At 72.1% G+C, this 16,461-nt stretch carries 13 protein-coding genes; 5 read left to right on the top strand and 8 right to left on the bottom strand.

The window, feature by feature from the left end:
- Positions 1-25 precede the first annotated feature (25 nt).
- The 3 genes from ACIQ7Q_RS22145 to ACIQ7Q_RS22135 all read right to left on the bottom strand — a co-directional run bounded on the left by ACIQ7Q_RS22145 (position 26) and on the right by ACIQ7Q_RS22135 (position 5,203).
- On the bottom strand, positions 26-1,402 hold the full coding sequence (locus ACIQ7Q_RS22145) for a hypothetical protein (protein ID WP_403864616.1): 1,377 nt from the start codon (positions 1,400-1,402) through the stop codon (positions 26-28).
- Positions 1,399-2,892, bottom strand: a complete 1,494-nt coding sequence (gene pelF, locus ACIQ7Q_RS22140) for a GT4 family glycosyltransferase PelF (RefSeq protein ID WP_403864613.1) — start codon at positions 2,890-2,892, stop codon at positions 1,399-1,401. The genes ACIQ7Q_RS22145 and pelF overlap by 4 nt, the downstream gene beginning before the upstream one ends.
- Positions 2,893-3,019: 127 nt before the next feature.
- Entirely contained in the window at positions 3,020-5,203 is a 2,184-nt protein-coding gene (locus ACIQ7Q_RS22135) for a hypothetical protein (RefSeq protein ID WP_403864610.1), read from the bottom strand.
- Between the two features lie 482 nt (positions 5,204-5,685).
- Here ACIQ7Q_RS22135 and ACIQ7Q_RS22130 point away from each other — a divergent pair, with 482 nt between their 5' ends.
- Both ACIQ7Q_RS22130 and ACIQ7Q_RS22125 read left to right on the top strand, forming a co-directional pair.
- A complete protein-coding gene (locus ACIQ7Q_RS22130; RefSeq protein ID WP_403864607.1) occupies positions 5,686-7,152 on the top strand; it encodes an SDR family NAD(P)-dependent oxidoreductase in 1,467 nt (488 codons plus the stop codon).
- 338 nt (positions 7,153-7,490) lie between these two features.
- Complete coding sequence (locus tag ACIQ7Q_RS22125; protein WP_403864604.1) at positions 7,491-7,661, top strand: hypothetical protein; 171 nt, start codon at positions 7,491-7,493, stop codon at positions 7,659-7,661.
- Positions 7,662-7,731: 70 nt separating this feature from the next.
- Here the strand turns inward: ACIQ7Q_RS22125 and ACIQ7Q_RS22120 are convergent, their stop codons facing one another.
- From ACIQ7Q_RS22120 to ACIQ7Q_RS22110, 3 genes are read right to left on the bottom strand one after another with little or no spacing between them, the layout of a single operon-like run.
- Complete coding sequence (locus ACIQ7Q_RS22120; RefSeq protein WP_403864601.1) at positions 7,732-9,138, bottom strand: lipase maturation factor family protein; 1,407 nt, start codon at positions 9,136-9,138, stop codon at positions 7,732-7,734.
- A 5-nt stretch (positions 9,139-9,143) separates the two neighbouring features.
- The gene (locus ACIQ7Q_RS22115; protein WP_403864598.1) at positions 9,144-9,677 is read right to left on the bottom strand and encodes a DUF1990 family protein; all 534 of its coding nucleotides are present in this window, start codon (positions 9,675-9,677) and stop codon (positions 9,144-9,146) included.
- Positions 9,674-10,504 carry a YndJ family protein gene (locus tag ACIQ7Q_RS22110; RefSeq protein WP_403864595.1) on the bottom strand — a complete coding sequence of 277 codons (831 nt, stop codon included), beginning with the start codon at positions 10,502-10,504 and terminating at the stop codon, positions 9,674-9,676. Before ACIQ7Q_RS22110 ends, ACIQ7Q_RS22115 begins: the two co-directional genes overlap by 4 nt.
- A gap of 103 nt (positions 10,505-10,607) precedes the next feature.
- Here ACIQ7Q_RS22110 and ACIQ7Q_RS22105 point away from each other — a divergent pair, with 103 nt between their 5' ends.
- Together ACIQ7Q_RS22105 and ACIQ7Q_RS22100 are read left to right on the top strand one after the other, a co-directional pair.
- Positions 10,608-11,903, top strand: a complete 1,296-nt coding sequence (locus tag ACIQ7Q_RS22105; protein ID WP_403864592.1) for a DUF6777 domain-containing protein — start codon at positions 10,608-10,610, stop codon at positions 11,901-11,903.
- A 53-nt stretch (positions 11,904-11,956) separates the two neighbouring features.
- Positions 11,957-14,029, top strand: coding sequence for a SpoIIE family protein phosphatase (locus tag ACIQ7Q_RS22100; protein WP_403864589.1), 2,073 nt, complete (start codon positions 11,957-11,959; stop codon positions 14,027-14,029).
- 38 nt (positions 14,030-14,067) lie between these two features.
- On the opposite strand, the gene ACIQ7Q_RS22095 is transcribed toward ACIQ7Q_RS22100, so the two are convergent.
- Positions 14,068-14,721, bottom strand: coding sequence for a DNA polymerase ligase N-terminal domain-containing protein (locus tag ACIQ7Q_RS22095; protein ID WP_403864586.1), 654 nt, complete (start codon positions 14,719-14,721; stop codon positions 14,068-14,070).
- Between the two features lie 105 nt (positions 14,722-14,826).
- Here ACIQ7Q_RS22095 and ACIQ7Q_RS22090 point away from each other — a divergent pair, with 105 nt between their 5' ends.
- Positions 14,827-15,687 (top strand): Fpg/Nei family DNA glycosylase, encoded by an 861-nt coding sequence (locus ACIQ7Q_RS22090; RefSeq protein ID WP_403864583.1) that lies wholly within the window; start codon positions 14,827-14,829, stop codon positions 15,685-15,687.
- A 22-nt stretch (positions 15,688-15,709) separates the two neighbouring features.
- Here the strand turns inward: ACIQ7Q_RS22090 and ACIQ7Q_RS22085 are convergent, their stop codons facing one another.
- The gene (locus ACIQ7Q_RS22085) at positions 15,710-16,378 is read right to left on the bottom strand and encodes a zf-HC2 domain-containing protein (RefSeq protein WP_403864580.1); all 669 of its coding nucleotides are present in this window, start codon (positions 16,376-16,378) and stop codon (positions 15,710-15,712) included.
- Positions 16,379-16,461 lie beyond the last annotated feature (83 nt).

Below are 16,461 nucleotides of genomic sequence, written 5' to 3'. Positions count from 1 at the left end.
GATGTCGATGAGTTGGGACGTGTTGTCAGCGGTGTGCGGTGGGTAGGCCGAGCTGCCGCACCGCGGTGACGACCAGGACGGCCGCCGCCGCGGTGCGGCAGGCGATCCGGACGGGATCGGTCGGCAGGCCGGCGACCTCCGCTCCCGCCTCCGCCGCGGCGGCGAGAAGTGTCACCAGAGCGGGAACCCATGCCGAGGAGAACGCCTGGAGCAGCAGTGCCGTCCACAGCACCGCCCCCAGCGCGAGCAGGGAGAGGACCGCCGCGAGCCCGGCGCCCAGGACCGGCGCGGCGACCGCCAGGCATGCCACGTACGCCCCGAGGCACAGGACCAGCGCCCTGGTCGCGCGCAGCGCGAAGTGGCGCATGCCGACGCTGCCGCGCAGCGCGGCCAGCGCCAGCGAGCGGTACCGGTACAGCAGCCACTCGGCGAAGCCCATGCTGAGGGTGAGGACCACCACCAGGCCGGCGTCGTCCGCCCCGGTGAGCGCGGCGAGCACACCCGCGGCAAGGCCGAAGACCCCGTACGGAAGGGAGCGCAGCAGCCCGCTCCGGTTCCCGCCGGCAGGCGGCCCGGAACGGAACGCGCCACGCACTGCGTGCCCGGCCGCCACCGCGGCGGCGACCACCGTGAGGAGCAGCAGCGCCACGGCCAAGGATGCGGGCGGCCTGACCACGGGTACGGCTGCGGCACCGGCGGTGACCGGCAGCAGCGCGGCCAGCAGGACACGCTCACGGCCCAGGACGAGCAGCACGGTCGCCGCGGCCAGGTAGCAGCACTGTCCGGCGGCGAACGCGGCCCCGGCGCCGGGCCCCGCGACGGCCAGTCCGACGACCGACGCCACCAGGGCCCCGGCAGGCGCACCGATCGCCAGGGCCCGGGCGGCGGCTGACGTCCCGTCGGCACCGAGCCGCACATGCGCACGGTGCCCGAGCGCCTGGTTCCACGCCCAGGCGGTGAGTCCGGACGCGACCAACCCCGCCACGCCGGCGGCACCCTGCCACAGCCCGGCGCCCAGCACATAGGCCAGCCCCGGCATGGCGAAGACCAGGCCGCGCAGCGCGCAGCGGACGGGGTCGGCGCGCCAGGGGTCGGGCACCGCCGGAGGCCGTGGATAGTGGCGGGGCACCCGCGCGTACAGGTCCTCGGCGAGCGTGAACAGGTCAGGGCGGCTGTAGCGTTCCCTGATCTGCTCCCCGGTCAGCCCGTCGGACTCCAGCAGGGCCGCGACCTCGTACGGATGGACGGCGGACGCGATCGGCTCCACGAGCCGCTCGGCCAGGTCGTCGATCGGGTCCGCCGCCCAGCTCGGCCGGGTGCGGCCGCGCGGCCGGGGGAGCGGAGCGGATAAGAAGGGGAGCGTGTCGCCGTCGCCGGGGACCAGACGCAGCGGGCCGCTCATGCGGTGGCCTCCGCGGGTGCGGGCCGGGATACGGTCAGGGACTGCCGTGCGCCCAGGGCGAGTTCGAGATAGACGGAACGGAAGGTGTCGACTGTCTGCCGCAAGGTGAACTGCTCGATCACCCGCAGCCGCGCCCCATCGCCCAGCGCCGCTCTTCGCTGCGGATCGCGCAGCAGCTCGAGCGCCGCGCGGGCCATCGCCTCCGGCTCGCGCGGCGGTACGACCAGACCGCAGCCCCCGACGGCTTCCCGCACTCCGCCGACGTCCGTGGAGACCGTGGCGCGCCCGCAGGACATGGCTTCTATCAGCGTGAAAGGAAAACCCTCGCTGATGCTCGACAGCATCACCACGTTGCCTGCCGCGTACGCGTCCCTGATGTCGTCCACCCGGCCCTCGAACCGCACGGCGTCGCCCTGCCCGAGCTCTGCGGCCAGCGCCTCGCAGCCCTCCCGGTACGCCTCCCCACCGCGCGGCGTGCCCCCGAAGAGCCGCAGCCTCGCCTGCGGTATCTCCTCGCGGACGAGCGCGAACGCCCGTATCAGCGTCTGCAGGTCCTTGATCGGGTCGACCCGTCCCGCCCAGCTCAGCGTCGGCAGCGTCGGCTCCGGCCCGGCCGGCGGAAACGCGGCCGGGTCGACGCCGTTGTAGACGGTGCGTATCAGAGCCGGATCGGCGCCCCCGCGCTCCTCCCACAGGCGGTTGTACCGGTTGCCCGGCGTGACCAGTGCGGCGACCCGGTACGTCTCCTCGGCCAGCAGCCGGAAGAAGCCGAGCAACAGAGCCTTCACCGGCCAGGTGTAGGGGCCGGTGCGGTAGCCGAGGTAACGTTCCCTCAGATACACACCGTGCTCGGTGAGCAGCAGCGGAACACCGTGTTCCCGCGCGCCCACCAGGCCGGGCAGCGCCGCGATGCCTCCGCTGACGGCATGCGCGACCCCGTCGGCCGGAGGGGCGGCCGCGAGCGGCCGCAGCGCGTGCTCGAGCAGATCCGTGGCGGTCAGCGCGTCGTGCACCGTGGGCCGCGCGGCGGACACCGGAAGGTCGCGCCGCGTCCAGATGTCCACCAGGACACACACGGCGCGGTCGGTGCGCAGCGCCGGCGCGAGCACACCGTCACGGGCCGCGCGGGCCAGTTCGTACAGCGCGGGCCCGAACGCGGCCTCGGCCGACGGGTCGAGGAGAGCGGTCAGGAACCGTTCGTAGACGTCCATGAGCCGCCGCAGCCGTGCGCCGCGGGGCGGTCTACCCGCCGGCGGCGGACCCCACATGGGCACGGACACCGGCCCCGACACATGGGGCGGCAGCTCCCAGACCACGGGCTCGCGACCGGTGCCCGTCACCGCCGTGATCCGGAAGTCGACGTCGGGCATGCCCCGCACGAGCTGATCGCACCACACGCTCACACCGCCGTGGCTGTGCGGATAGGTGCCTTCGGTGAGGAGGGTGACCTGAGGCGCGCCGGGGCGCGGCGGGCTGAGCGATCCGGCCATGCGGAACTTCCCCCGTGGGTCGAGACGATGCGGTTGGGCGAGGGTTCGTGTCGTACGGGCGGGCTTCCGCTTCGGCCGGCGGCCTTGAGGAGGCGGAATCCCGTCCCGACGCAGGCGGAGCCCCGCCTCAGCCGGTGACCCGGCGGTCCGGCATCCCGTGATCCGTGATTCCGTACGCCACCCGTTCGCGCACCCCTGGCGGCAGCGGCAGTCGCGGGGCCGGCGCCGGAACCGGCTCGGTCACGGACGCGGCCGCCACGGCCGGCGTCGCCGCGGCCATGGCCGGCAGCGTGAGCGTCACCCGGTCCTGGAGCAGCCCGGGGGAGACCCAGCCTACGAGCGAACCGGCGTACGGGTTGCCGAAGGCCGTGGTGCCCAACAGCTGGTTCTGCCGTGTCCCGGTGGGCATCGTGGCCGTGACACGCACTCCGGCGGGGGCCCGCACGGTCACCGTGCCGCCGATGCGGTACGCGTTCACCTGCCCGGCCGAGACGGCGGCGCGCCATGCCGCCCTGTCGCGCAGCTCCGCGCCGATGTCGCGCTGGCGCAGGTTCACCAGCGGGGTGCTGTCCGCGTACAGCGCCGCGTAGTCGTCGAGGACTCGGTCGAGCACCGGGTAGGCGATGCGGTCCTCCGCCAGGTTGGACTGGTGGATGAAGTGGGGCCGGGGGTCGCCCGCCAGCACATGGCCGAGCGCGATCCGCGCCTCCAACGGCACCACATGCTCCGCGTAACCCGTGGCTGCGTCCAACGGCTCGTCGAGGCAGGTCGAGACGGCCGAGTTCTCGCAGATGCCGCTGCCGCCGTCCGCCGCCCTGGTGTAGATCCAGTTGTACTCGTCGATCTGCTCGGCGGTCCGGCCGGCGTTGTAGAAGACGTTCATGGGATACCGGGGGACGGTGAGGGCGGGACCGACCCGGCGCTGCTGAGGGTCGCGGGAGTTGTCGGAGGCGAGCGATGCGATGGCGTTGTCCGAGAGCGCGGCCGCGAGATGGGGATTGTCGTCCGGCTGCTGCGGCAGGATCTTCAGCCCGGAGTGCTCGCCGGTCACCAACTCGTCGTCCCTGAGCGGCAGTCCGGCACGGCGCCCCCACGCCCGGTTGTCGGAGATCTGGGCGGAGATCTCACCGCGGCTTGCGTATTTCACGGTGCCGTCGGCGTTCTTCGCACAGGTCCACGGGACGGTGCTGACGTCCTGCAGGCAGCCGAGGAAGGGGTGGTTGTACGTGTGGTTGACCCAACGGTAGGCAGCCCTGTCGGAGACGAGCTGCTGCGCGAGCGGGTCGCTGCCGCCGTTCTCCTCCTTGAAGAGTTCGCTGCCGCCCCCGTTGAAGACCATGTCCAGGGTGAAGCCCTTGGCGGCCGACCACTGCGCCGCGTACCGGGCGTCGGCGGCCGTCATCCGGATGGGGTCGGGTTCGCCCTGGCCCGGAGGGCAGTCGACGTCGCCCGGCGTGCAGTTGAGCTCGCTGTCCCAGCGGTCGTCGGCGGCGAACACGTCGTCGATGTGTACGGCGAAGTAGTGGCGGGCCGCGCCGGCACGGACGCCCTGGGTCATCCAGTCGACGATGCCCCGGGCCAGGAGCCGGAACTGCTGCTGGTACTGGTTGTAGACGAAGGTGACGACCAGCTCCCGGCGGCCGTTGTGCCGGTACTCGCCGACGAGGGAGCCGCGCTCGGCGGAACCCGGCACGGGGGCGTCCACATAGCTGGTGAAGTCGGCACCTGCGGCCGGACGCGCGACATGCGCGTAACTCTCGCCCACCGACGGCGAGTTGTCCTCGAACGGAACGGGGCCGTCGAGATAGCCGAACGGCCCCGCCTTGCCCGCGGCGGTCACGGCCGCCCGGACGCCGTCCAGCGAACCGCTGTACCCGCCGTTCACCGGGTAATCGAGGCCCACCTCGGGACGGGCGTAGGTGTAGGCGTCCACCTGCGGGATCGCGTACCTCTGCTCGTACGAGGCCAGAGCGGCGAGCTCGGCCCCCGCCATGCCGGACGGGCTGTCGCTGGGCAGCACCACCGCCTGGTACTTGGCGCGCGGCCGCCCGTCGACGGTGTCGGCGAGGAAGCCGGCGTCGATCTCGGGACGGTCGGCCTCATGGAGATCGATGCGCGTGAACGGGGTTCCTGCGTTGCCCAGTTCGGTGGCGATCGCGTCGACGGCAGGCCCGCCGTCGTCGACGACGAGCACCCGCAGGTCGATACGGGGCGTCGGTGCCGGCGCGGCCCCCGCCGAAGGTGGCGCGGCGAGCGCGAGCAGCAGCGCGCCTGCGCCGGCGAGCGCGGCAGTGCGGACGGTATGCCTCAATGTGGTCCCTCCCCGGTAGGGCATGCCGGACCCCCATCCGGCATGCCCTACCCCCCCTGAAGTGGTCCGATCGATAGGACGACCGCCCACGTCTTCTGTCGGATCACATAGTGGGGCGCGATCCGCCGATTGTGTGTGGACAATGTGAAACCTGGCGCAAAACGGATGCGGGGAGGGCAGTGGTGGGCCGGGGGCGTGAGCGACGGACTCGCCGCTCGCGGCACCCACTCGTCGCAGGTGGCATGCGGCGCAAGCCTTCGCCCGCCATTCCTGGGCGCCAGAGGTCCAGACCAGTCCCCGCCGGCCCTCGACTCGCACAATCCGGCCACGCCCGCCGGGCAGCGGCGGGGCCCCGCGCGACGCCCCGCAGGCACCCCCGCCCTGCCAAAGATGAAGCCCGTCATTTGGCCGACCCCTCAACACTCAGTAAAGTCGGGCTTTTGAAACGCGGCATTCGAGTGATCGAGGAACGGCAACCAGCAATGACGGTGACAGAGGACAGCCCGGTGGCCTACGGGCCGGGCATCGACCCGGAGCGGCTGGCCGTCTGCCTGAGCGTGCTCGAAGAGCTCGACAAGCTCGAGGTCGACCACCCCGACGCGATCATGGTGCGTCGCGCCACCGCCGGTGTTTACCGGACGGTGAAGCAGCGTCGCCGCCAGGAGCGCCGGGCCGCCAAGACGGCGCACGACAAGGCCGTCACCGAGGCCACGGCGACCGGATCCGCGGCCCGGATCGACGACGAGACGCAGGGCGTGCTTCCGTCGTCCTCCGCCCTCGGTGAGATCGCGGGGGTACTCCGGCGTCCGCGGTCCTGCTACATCTGCAAGTCCCGCTACGTCGAGGTCGACGCGTTCTACCACCAGCTGTGCCAGTCGTGCGCGACCGAGAACCGCGCCCGCCGCGACGCCCGCGCCGACCTGTCCGGCAAGCGCGCCCTGCTCACCGGCGGACGCGCCAAGATCGGCATGTACATCGCGCTGCGACTGCTCCGCGACGGTGCCCACACCACCATCACCACCCGGTTCCCGAGCGACGCCATCCGTCGCTTCAAGGCGATGCCGGACAGTGACGAGTGGATCCACCGGCTCAAGATCGTCGGCATCGACCTGCGCGACCCGGCCCAGGTCGTCGCCCTCGCGGACTCCGTGGCCGCCGAGGGCCCGCTGGACATCCTGATCAACAACGCGGCCCAGACGGTCCGCCGCTCCCCTCAGGCGTACCGCGAGCTGGTCGCCGCCGAGGCGGCTCCGCTGCCCGCCGGTGAGCTGCCGTCCGCCCAGGTCATCGGCACCTTCGGCAGCGGCGCCGTCGACTCCGTGGCCGCGCTGCCGTCCTCCGGCGGCGAGGGTCTCACCGCGCAGGACGTCACCGACCTCGCCCTGGTCAGCGGTTCCGCTTCCTTGGAGCGCATCGCGGCCGGCACGGCCATCGACGCCGGCGGCCTGGTGCCCGACCTGCACGACACCAACAGCTGGATCCAGACGGTTTCCGAGGTCGACCCGGTCGAGCTGCTCGAGGTGCAACTCTGCAACTCCACCGCGCCGTTCATCCTGATCAGCCGGCTCCGGCCGGCCATGGCCGCGGCGCAGGGCAAACGGAAGTACGTCGTCAACGTCTCCGCCATGGAGGGTGTCTTCAGCCGCGGCTACAAGGGCGCCGGGCACCCGCACACCAACATGGCCAAGGCGGCGCTGAACATGCTCACGCGCACCAGCGCCCAGGAGATGTTCGAGGCGGACGGCATCCTGATGACGGCCGTCGACACCGGCTGGATCACGGACGAGCGGCCGCACCCGGACAAGATGCGCCTCGCCGACGCGGGTTTCCACGCCCCGCTCGACCTGATCGACGGCGCTGCCCGCGTCTACGACCCGATCGTCCGGGGCGAGCAGGGCGAGGACTTCTACGGCTGCTTCCTCAAGGACTACGCCCCGGCGAACTGGTAGGCGTCAAGGCAGTCCTGGGGAACCGATAGTCCAGAAGGACACCGGTACCCCCGCTTCGCACCATGCTCACGGCCGGTGCACCGTCACGGGTGCACCGGCCGTTTGTGTGTCGGTTCGGACACGGTGTGGCCTGAATCAAGCGGAACTGCAGGCCCCATCGAGCGCGGTGGTGCTCATTTGGTTACCCTGGGGTGAATGGACAGCCACCAAGGGATCCACGAAACCCCTTCGGCCGTCCTGGGACAGGTCTGCAACCAGGCCGCGGTCCCGCCAAGAGTGACGGCGCCACCGCGACCGAACTGCCCCTGTCCCAGTTACGCGACACAGAGGAGTGCGCGGTGACACCAGATGTGAAGCAAGACCAGCGACCGTCGGAGCGCGGCGGCGAAAGGGCCGGCAAGGCCGAAGAAATCCGAAATCTCGAGGTCTGGGCCCGCTCGGCCCCGATCCGGCTCGCCGGATACGAGGAGGATCTCGCCGAACCGCACATCCTGCCGAGCATCGACTGACCAGCGCTTCGACCGTGTGCCCCCTGTCCGCCCCGACAGGGGGCACACGCGCGGCACCGGCCGCGAGCTGTCAGGACAGCCGGGTCGGCGCCAGGAATTCACGGACGTGGGTTCGGTGCCACCACGCCCCGGTGTCCCGCCGTTCGCGCCGGGTCGTGAACCGGTAGCGGTAGAGCCGGACCCGCACATGGGCGGGCGGCGCGTCCGGGAACGGATTGCGGCGCAGCAGCCGCAGTGTGGCTCTGTCGCCTTCGAGCAACCGCTCCACGAACGGCAGGAACCAGGGGTGCGCGTAGGCAGGGGAGAGCGCGGCGAACCACATCATCCAGTCGAGTCGCAGATGGTACGGGGCGAACTGGCGCGGCAGCCGGCGAACGTCGCCGGGCTTGCCCTTGAACTCGTACTCCCGCCATACCGTGCCGTCGTGCAGCGTCGTCTCGTCCGTTCCCTCGACCACCAATTCGTGGCGGACCCGGCTCACCGTGCCGAAGGCGCCGTAGGAGTTGACGAGGTGCAGCGAGTCGTAGGAGCGGTTCATCGCCTGTCGCCTGGAGAGCAGGTTGCGGGCCGGGCGGTAGCTGAGAACGAGCACCAGGGCCGTCACGGCGATCACGACGATCTCGTACCACAGCGGGGCGGCGGGCAGCGGGTGTGCGCCCGTGACGAGCGAGCTGTCGACGGCGGACAGGGCGAGCACGATGGTGAGCCAGTTCAGCCACGAGAAGTTGCCCGACAGGACCAGCCACAGCTGCGTCACGACGATCAGCACCGCGGCCACGCTCGCCACCGGCTGAGGTGTGAACAGCAGGACGGGTACGCCGAGTTGGACCACATGGTTGGCGGCCGCCTCCACGCGGTGCGCAGGCCGGGGCAGATGATGGAAGAACCAGCTCAACGGGCCGGGCATCGGCTGGGTCTCGTGATGGAAGCAAAGACAGGTCAGATTGCGCCAGCACGTGTCGCCGCGGATCTTGATCAGCCCGGCCCCGAACTCGACCCGGAAGAGCAGCCAGCGCAGCAGCCACAACACCAGCACGGGCGGCTGGGTGCGCTCGTTGCCGAGGAAGACGGCGAGAAAGCCGGTTTCGAGCAGCAGGGACTCCCAGCCGAAGCCGTACCAGGTCTGGCCGACATTGACGATCGAGAGGTACAGCAGCCACAGCGCCGCCCACCACGCCATCGTGAGGCCGAGCGGCAGCCGGTCCGCCGCCCCGGCCACCAGCGCCGCCGACAGGAGGCAGCCGGTCCAGGCGACGAGGGCGAAGAAGCGGTCCGAGTAGCGCAGCCGGAACAGGGTGGGTGAGTGCCTGGCCGGGACCCGGCGCAGGAAATCGGGCACGGGCAGCATGCCGCGCTCCCCGATCAGTGCCTTGAACTGCAGTGCTGCCGAGAGGAACGCGACAAGGTACACGGCCGCCAGAGCCCGCTGGAAGACCAGCCGGCTCAGCCAGTAAGAGTCGTCGCCGAACCACTCCATCCCTTTCAGTATCGGCCCGCCGCGATCCGCCGCAGCGTGCGGCCGAGCCGCCGGGCGTACCAGCGCTGGGCGACGGGCACGAGCGGGCCGCCGAGCCGGGTGTACCAGGCCGCGGGCCGGCTGAAGGCCGTCACGGTGAACCACACGGTGCCGTCGTCGTGAAGGTCCACGACGAACGACTCCTCCCCGGCTTCCGGGTGGCCGGTGAGTGTGCCGTACGCGAAGCCGGTGCGGTCCTTGTTGTGGACCGTCCAAATCACCTCGCACGGCGCGGCGAGCCGGAGCGGCCCGACGCCCACGGAGATCTCGACCCGCACGCCCGGCTCGGCGTGTGCCGCGGTGGCCCGCACGCCGGCCCCGGAGGCACGGTGCATGCCCCAGGTGGTGACGGCGGTGCCCGCCGCCTCGAAGGCGGCCCGGCCCTTGGCGATCCGGGCCGTGTGGTGGAGGTGGTGGTAGCGGGCGGGGAGCGGGCCGAGCCGGGTTGCTCCGACCTCGGCATAGCTGAGACTGCGGGCGGTGTTTTCACGGGCGCTCATACGGCACTCTCCTTCATGTCCTTGATCCTTCGCCACGCCAGCAGCGAGCAGAGCGCGAAGCCGAGGGCGTTGCCGAGGCCGTGGGTGGCGGCCATCCAGGTCAGATTCGGGTGGGGCACGCCCGCGGCCTCGCCGACCGCCCAGCTCAGGGCCAGCAGCATCGTCGCCACGAGGACTGCGGCCGAGATCGCCAGCAGGGCGCGGGTGAACCGGTCCCGTTGGGTGCTGCGGACGTCACGCCAAGTCAGGAGCCCCACGGCCCACATGCCGGCGGTCAGGACCAGCGCTCCGGCCAGTTCGGCCCAGTCGTCGACGAAGTAGCCGCCGAGGACGGCCAGGGTGCCGAGCGGCACGCTGAGGGCGGCGAACCTTGCCAGGGCCGCGTTCCGGACCGCGCCGCAGACCAGCCCCGCCACCAGCGCGGCGGTGAAGCCGGCGAAGTGGAAGTGGGGCACGGTCAGCGCCAGAATCGGCAGCGTGAAGCCGAACAACTCGTGGCCGGCCCGCTCGGTGACCAGTGCGAGGCCCGCGACGGACGGCGTCACCAGCGCGGTCAGCACGGCGACCTCGACCGGCGCGAGCGAGCGGGTGCGAGCCAGGCGCCGCGGCGCCTGGGCGGCCAGCAGAACCGTGCCCGACGCGTAGACGGCGGCCAGAGCGATCGCGACGGGGCCCCGGGGCACCCAGAGTGCGACCGCGCCCGGCACGGCGAACAGCGGCCACATCCGCCGAACGGGCGCGAGCCGGACGGGGTCCACGAGACGCAGCCCCGCGGGTACGACGACCAGCATGCCGAGCATGACGATCACGTTGACCAGTACGAACATGCCGGACCCCCCTCGGTTTGAACGTGTTCAAACTTCTTGACGCGCAGCCTAAGCCCTGAACTGAACGCGTTCAAGTCGCGCTGCGTCTGGCGATCCGTCAGAAATGGAGCGACATCTCGAGTTGCGGAGACGGGAGATCCTGGTGCGCTCATCGATGCGTGGTCTGTGCGCGGCGGTCGCCGTGTTGTGTGCGGGGTCGCTGGTCGCCGGCTGTGGCGGCGACGGCGAGGCCGAGGAGAAGCAGGAGCTCGTCCTTCAGCCGCTCGCGGCCGAGGGGCCCGACCCCTATACGGCATCCACCGTCACGGCCGGCGCCCCGCCCGCGCTCCCGCCCGTGCAGAGCGCGCCCAAGAGCCCGTCCGGTGGGGGAGTGACGCTCCGTACCCTGTCCGGCTCGACGCCGGGCCTGTATGCGGGCGCCCAGCAGGTCGCCGCCTGCGACAGGGACCGGCAGGCCGGACTGCTGGCCGCGGACAAGAAAAAGGCGCGTGCCTTCGCCGAAGGCGCCGAGGCCGAGCCCACGCATCTCGGCGCCTTCCTCCGGACCCTGACGCCGGCCCTCCTGCGCGCGGACACCCGCGTCACGAGCCACGGGCTGCGCGACGGTGCGGCCGAGCCCTACCAGGCGGTGCTCCAGGCGGGCACGGCCGTACTGGTCGACCAGTACGGCGCCCCGCGCGTGCGGTGCGCCTCCGGGGCCCCGCTGAAACCGCCGGTCGCGGCCGAGGCCGAAATGGTCAACAAGGGCGAGCCCTGGCCGGGGTACCGGGCGGACCGGACCATCGTCATCAAGCCCTCCGTGCAGGTGGTCAACAACCTCCTGCTCGTGAGCGTCGTCGACAACGGATGGATCGAGCGCCCCAGCGGCACCGAGGGCGAGGACGACGCCCGGCCCGCGGTGCTCCCGCCCGTGGACCCCGACGAGGTCTTCACGGACCTCAGTCGGACGGACCCGGGGGCGCCCGCGGGCGCGGAGCCCGCGACCCCTTCCCGGCAACCCTCGAAGGCCGCCCCGCAGCCCGATCTGCCCGCCTCCCCGCAGCCCAATCGGCCCGCGGCTCCGCAGCCCGACCTGCCGGCGGCCCCCCAGCCGGACCTGCCGGACGTCCCGCAGCCGGACCTGCCCGATCAGCCCGATCAGCTCGATCAGCCCGGCGGGCCGGATCTGCCGGACGTGTCTCAGCCCGATCTGCCGGACGTCCCGGAGTCCGACGTGCCGGCTCCGCAGCCCGACCTGCCGGACGATCTGCCGGAGGGATCGGTCGACCAGGCGGACCCCCTGCCGGGCGGCCCCGGATCGTCCACGGGCACGGGGAGTGCGCCTGCCGGTCCGAAGCCGGTCGCGCCCTCCAGTCCAGCCCCGGGAAAGGCTGCGGCGCCGAACGCCGTCCCGAGCTGAGCGGCCCCGGCCGACCGCTCGATGAATGCGGCAAATCATGGCAGAGTGGCCACATGGTTGATCGGGCGGCGGGTGCCCTGTCGCTCCCCGACGACTGGCCGGCGCACGCGGACGTGAGCCTCATCCTCAACCGCATGGGTACGTTCGACTGGGACCTCACCAGCGGGCTGATGCACATGGACGGGCCCGGCCTCGACGTCTTCGATGTGCGCCCCGACGAATACAACGGCCATCCGGCGAGCCTGAGCGCCCGGGTGCCGGCGGACGAGGCCGTCCGGCTCGACACCATGGTGACCCAGGCCCTGAAGAACGGCAGTGACCACTACGGCGCCTACTTCCGCATCCGGTGCCGCGACGGAACCCTGCGCTGGACGCACACTCAGGCATGCGTACGGCGCGACGAGACGGGTCGGCCGGTGCGCATCATCGGGGTCGTCCGGGACGCCACCCAGGAGCTCGCCGACTCCACCGCCCGCGTCGAGCTCGACGACGAACGCCGCCGGCAGACCAGCGTCGTGGAGAGCACCACGGCCGCCCTCGCCCATGCGAGGACCGTGGGGGACGTCATCGACGTGCTCAAGAACTCCCACGGCCTGGAACACCTCGGCGCCACCAGCCTCGTCATGGGGCTGCTCGAGTCCGGGCGCATCCACCTCGTCGCCGACGGACCCGAAGGGTCCTTCGTACCGGGCACCCGCTACACGAGGGTCGACGAGCAGTACCCGATGAGCGAGGTGGTGCGCACGCTCACCCCCCGTTACATCGAGTCCAAGGCCGACTTCGCCCGCTCCTACCCGACCCTCTGGCCGCACATCCGCGGACTCGGCATCACCGCCGCCGCCTACCTGCCGCTGATAGCGCAGGCCCGCCCCATCGGGGCGCTCGGGCTGCTCTACCAGGACAAGACCGCCTTCAGCTCGGAAGAGCGCAACCTCCTTGTGGCACTCGGCAGCAGCATCGCCCAGAGCCTCCAGCGGGCCGTCCTCTACGAGCAGGAGCACGACCTGGCGGAAGGCCTGCAGCAGGCCATGCTGCCGCGCCGTATCCCCGAAGTGCCCGGCGCCCAGATCGCGGTGCGCTATCGCTCCGCGCGGCTCGGCCGGGACATCGGCGGCGATTGGTACGACGTCATCGCACTGCCCGGCGGCCGTGTCGGCGCGGTCATCGGCGACGTACAGGGCCACGACACGCACGCGGCCGCCGTCATGGGCCAGCTGCGCATCGTGCTGCGGGCGTACGCCGCGGAAGGCCACACACCGGCCACCGTCATGGCCCGGGCCTCCGTCTTCCTCCACGAACTCGACACCGACCGCTTCGCGACCTGCACCTACGCGGAGGCCGACCTGACGACCGGCGTCGTGCAGGTGGTCCGGGCCGGGCACGTCGACCCGCTGATCAGAGAGCTCAACGGCAGCTGCCGCAGGCTGGCGCTCCAGGGAGGGCTGCCGCTCGGACTCTCGGCCGAGTTCGGCCGGCTCGAGTACCCCGTCTCCACCGTCGAGCTGGACCCCGGCCAGACGCTGCTGCTCTACACCGACGGCCTCGTCGAGGAGCCGGGCGCCGACCTCGACGACGGGATGCAGCTGCTGTCCGAACTCGTGCACAACGGTCCGCGGGACCTGCAGCTGCTCGCCGACCGGCTCTGTGAGGAGGTCGACGAACGCGGCGGCGACGACGACGTGGCGCTCCTGCTGCTGCGCCGCAAGGGCGCCTACACCGCCCAGGCCGGCGGCCGCCTCCAGCAGCACGTCGCGCAGGGCGACCCGGAGGCGCTCCGCTCGGCCCGCCACATGGTCCGCGCGGCCGTACGGGCGTGGGGTGCGAGCGAGCGCGCGGACGAGATCGAGCTCGTGGCCGACGAGATGATCACCAACGCGCTGATGCACACGGACGGCGGCGCGCTCGTCACCGCCCGGGTGCTGTCCGGCACGCGCCGGCGGCTCCGGGTCGACGTCGAGGACCGCTCCAGCGCGCTGCCGCGACGGCGTGACGCGGGGGCGTCGGGAGTCTCCGGGCGAGGGCTGGTCCTTGTCGACCGGCTGTCGGACAGCTGGGGTGTCGAGTCGCGCGGCAGCGGCAAATGCGTGTGGGTCGAGTTCCTCATGCCGGGCACGCCGGCGCTCTGATTCCTCTCCGCCGCCTCGCCCCCGCGGCGGACACCTCATCAGGACCCGCCGTCCGCAGTGGCGTCGGAAGCCACGCGTCCCAGGGTGCGGCCGGTGCGGGCGGAGCGGGCGCGGCGGGGCTCGGGCGCGTCGTGAGCCTCGGCGTGCCGGTCGTTCTTCTTCACCAGAAGCCAGGCTTCGCGCGCCCCGTCCGGGCCGCCGCGCGTGCGGGTCAGCGCATAGCCGCCGTGGAGCTTGCCGCCGTCCAGCCAGAAGGAGGCGTGGCCCGCTTCGAGGGCGTCGGCGAAGGGGATCGTGTTGCCGTTCCGGTCGGTGGCCAGGCTGCGGTACGTCCCCCCGTCCCAGATGATGACGGCTCCCGCGCCGTACTCGCCGGGCGCGATGACACCCTCGTAGTCCGCGTACTCCAGAGGATGGTCCTCGGTCGGCATGGCCAGGCGTTTGGCGTGGGGGTCGGCGGACGGCCCTTTGGGGACGGCCCAGCTCTTGAGGACGCCGTCCACCTCGAGCCGGAAATCGAAGTGCATCGTGCTCGCGTCGTGGATCTGCACCACGAACGACGCCCCGTCCCCTGCCCGGGAACCGCCGCTTCCCGAGGGCTCCGTGGTTCTGCCGAAGCCGCGCTTGCGGCGGTACTCGGCCAGGCCGCGGCGGTCCGACGTCCCGCGGTCGGACGCCTCGCGTGCAGGCATGGCGGCCTCCCTCGGTACCCGTCCGGGTCGTCCGGCGGGTACCCGCACCTTCCGTTCCTCACTCATCGGCGCGCGACCGGCCCACCGGTGCGGCAGGGTGGAGGCATGCCCGAACTGCCCGAGGTCGAAGCGCTGCGGGAGTTCCTCGACACCCACCTGGTGGGGCGGGGAATCGCACGTGTGCAGCCGGTGGCCATCAGTGTGCTCAAGACCTACGACCCGCCGCTCACCGCCCTCGACGGCACGTTCGTCACCGCCGTGGACCGGCACGGAAAGTGGCTGGACATCACCGCGGGCGGCCTCCACCTCGTGGTCCACCTCGCCCGTGCCGGCTGGCTCCAGTGGAAGGACGAGCTCCCGGCCGCGCCGCCCCGCCCCGGCAAGGGACCGCTGGCCCTGCGGACGGTGCTCGCCGACGGCGGCGGCTTCGACCTCACGGAGGCCGGCACGACCAAGCGGCTCGCCGTCCACCTCGTCCGCGACCCGGCCGATGTGCCCGGCGTGGCCCGGCTCGGGCCCGACCCGCTCGCCGACGACTTCGACCGCGCCGCCTTCGCGGCCGTGCTCGCCGGGGAGCGGCGTCAGATCAAGGGCGCGCTGCGCGATCAGAGCCTCATCGCGGGCATCGGCAACGCCTACAGCGACGAGATCCTGCACGCGGCGAAGATGTCGCCCTTCAAGCCCGTGCAGAACATCGACGAGGCGGAGACCGACTCCCTGTACGAGGCGTTGCGGACGACGCTCGGCGACGCCGTCGAGCGCTCGAGAGGATTGGCGGCCGGCCGGCTCAAGTCGGAGAAGAAGAGCGGCCTGCGGGTCCACGGCCGCACCGGCCAACCGTGCCCCGTCTGCGGTGACACTGTCCGCGAAGTGGCGTTCAGCGATTCGTCACTGCAGTACTGCCCCACCTGCCAGACCGGCGGCAAGCCGCTCGCCGACCGCAGACTCTCCCGCCTGCTGAAGTAACACCCCTGCGGGCGGCGGGGGTTCAGCCACCGATCGACAGCAGCCGCTCGCCGCTGTCGGAGCGGACCTCCCACCGGCCGATCTCCGCGGTGTGCAGGCCGGTGCTCGCCTCAAGATCCAGCGGGCCCTCCTGGCCGGGCTTCTTCTGGACACCGAAACCACTCTCCGGCACCCACCAGCTGAGCACCGGATGCTCCACGCCGTCCTTGCCGATCGCAATCAGCCGGCAGGTGCGCGGTCCGGCGAGCCCGGTGAGCCGCATGGCGACCGCCGTGCCCCAGTCGCGGTCCTCCAACGCCACTGAAGCGGTGACACCGGAGACGGGGTCGGACGCGACGACCCGCGGCGGCGCGGGCTCCTGTACGCCCCGGGCGGCCACCACCGCGGTGGGCAGAACGACGATCAGCGCGGCGGCCACGGCCACCAGCCGCAGCCGGCGCCTGCGGTCCCGGCGTCGATGGTCCACGACAGCGGCGGTCAGGCGTTCGAGCAGCTTCGGGCCGGGGCGGGCATCGAGACGGACGGGGCCGGCGAGCTCGGACAGCGCGGTCGCCAAGCCGGTGAACTCGGAGAGACCCACAGTGCACGGCACACAGCCGGCGAGATGCTCCTCGAACCTGAAGGCGTCGGCGGGTTCCAGGATGCCCAGCGCATAGGCGGCCACATCCTGATGCGGCTGCTGCCGGCTCATGGGCGGTCCTCGTTTCCTCAGGTGTTACGGGCGGTCACCCTGGAGTACGCAGCAGGAAGGCGCTCTGCTCAACCCGCCGGCGA

Origin of the sequence: Streptomyces sp. NPDC096176 (assembly GCF_044763255.1) — a bacterium.
Lineage (GTDB): Bacteria > Actinomycetota > Actinomycetes > Streptomycetales > Streptomycetaceae > Streptomyces.
Note: the sequence above shows the minus strand (reverse complement) of the source record. Positions and strands in the feature narration are given on the sequence as shown.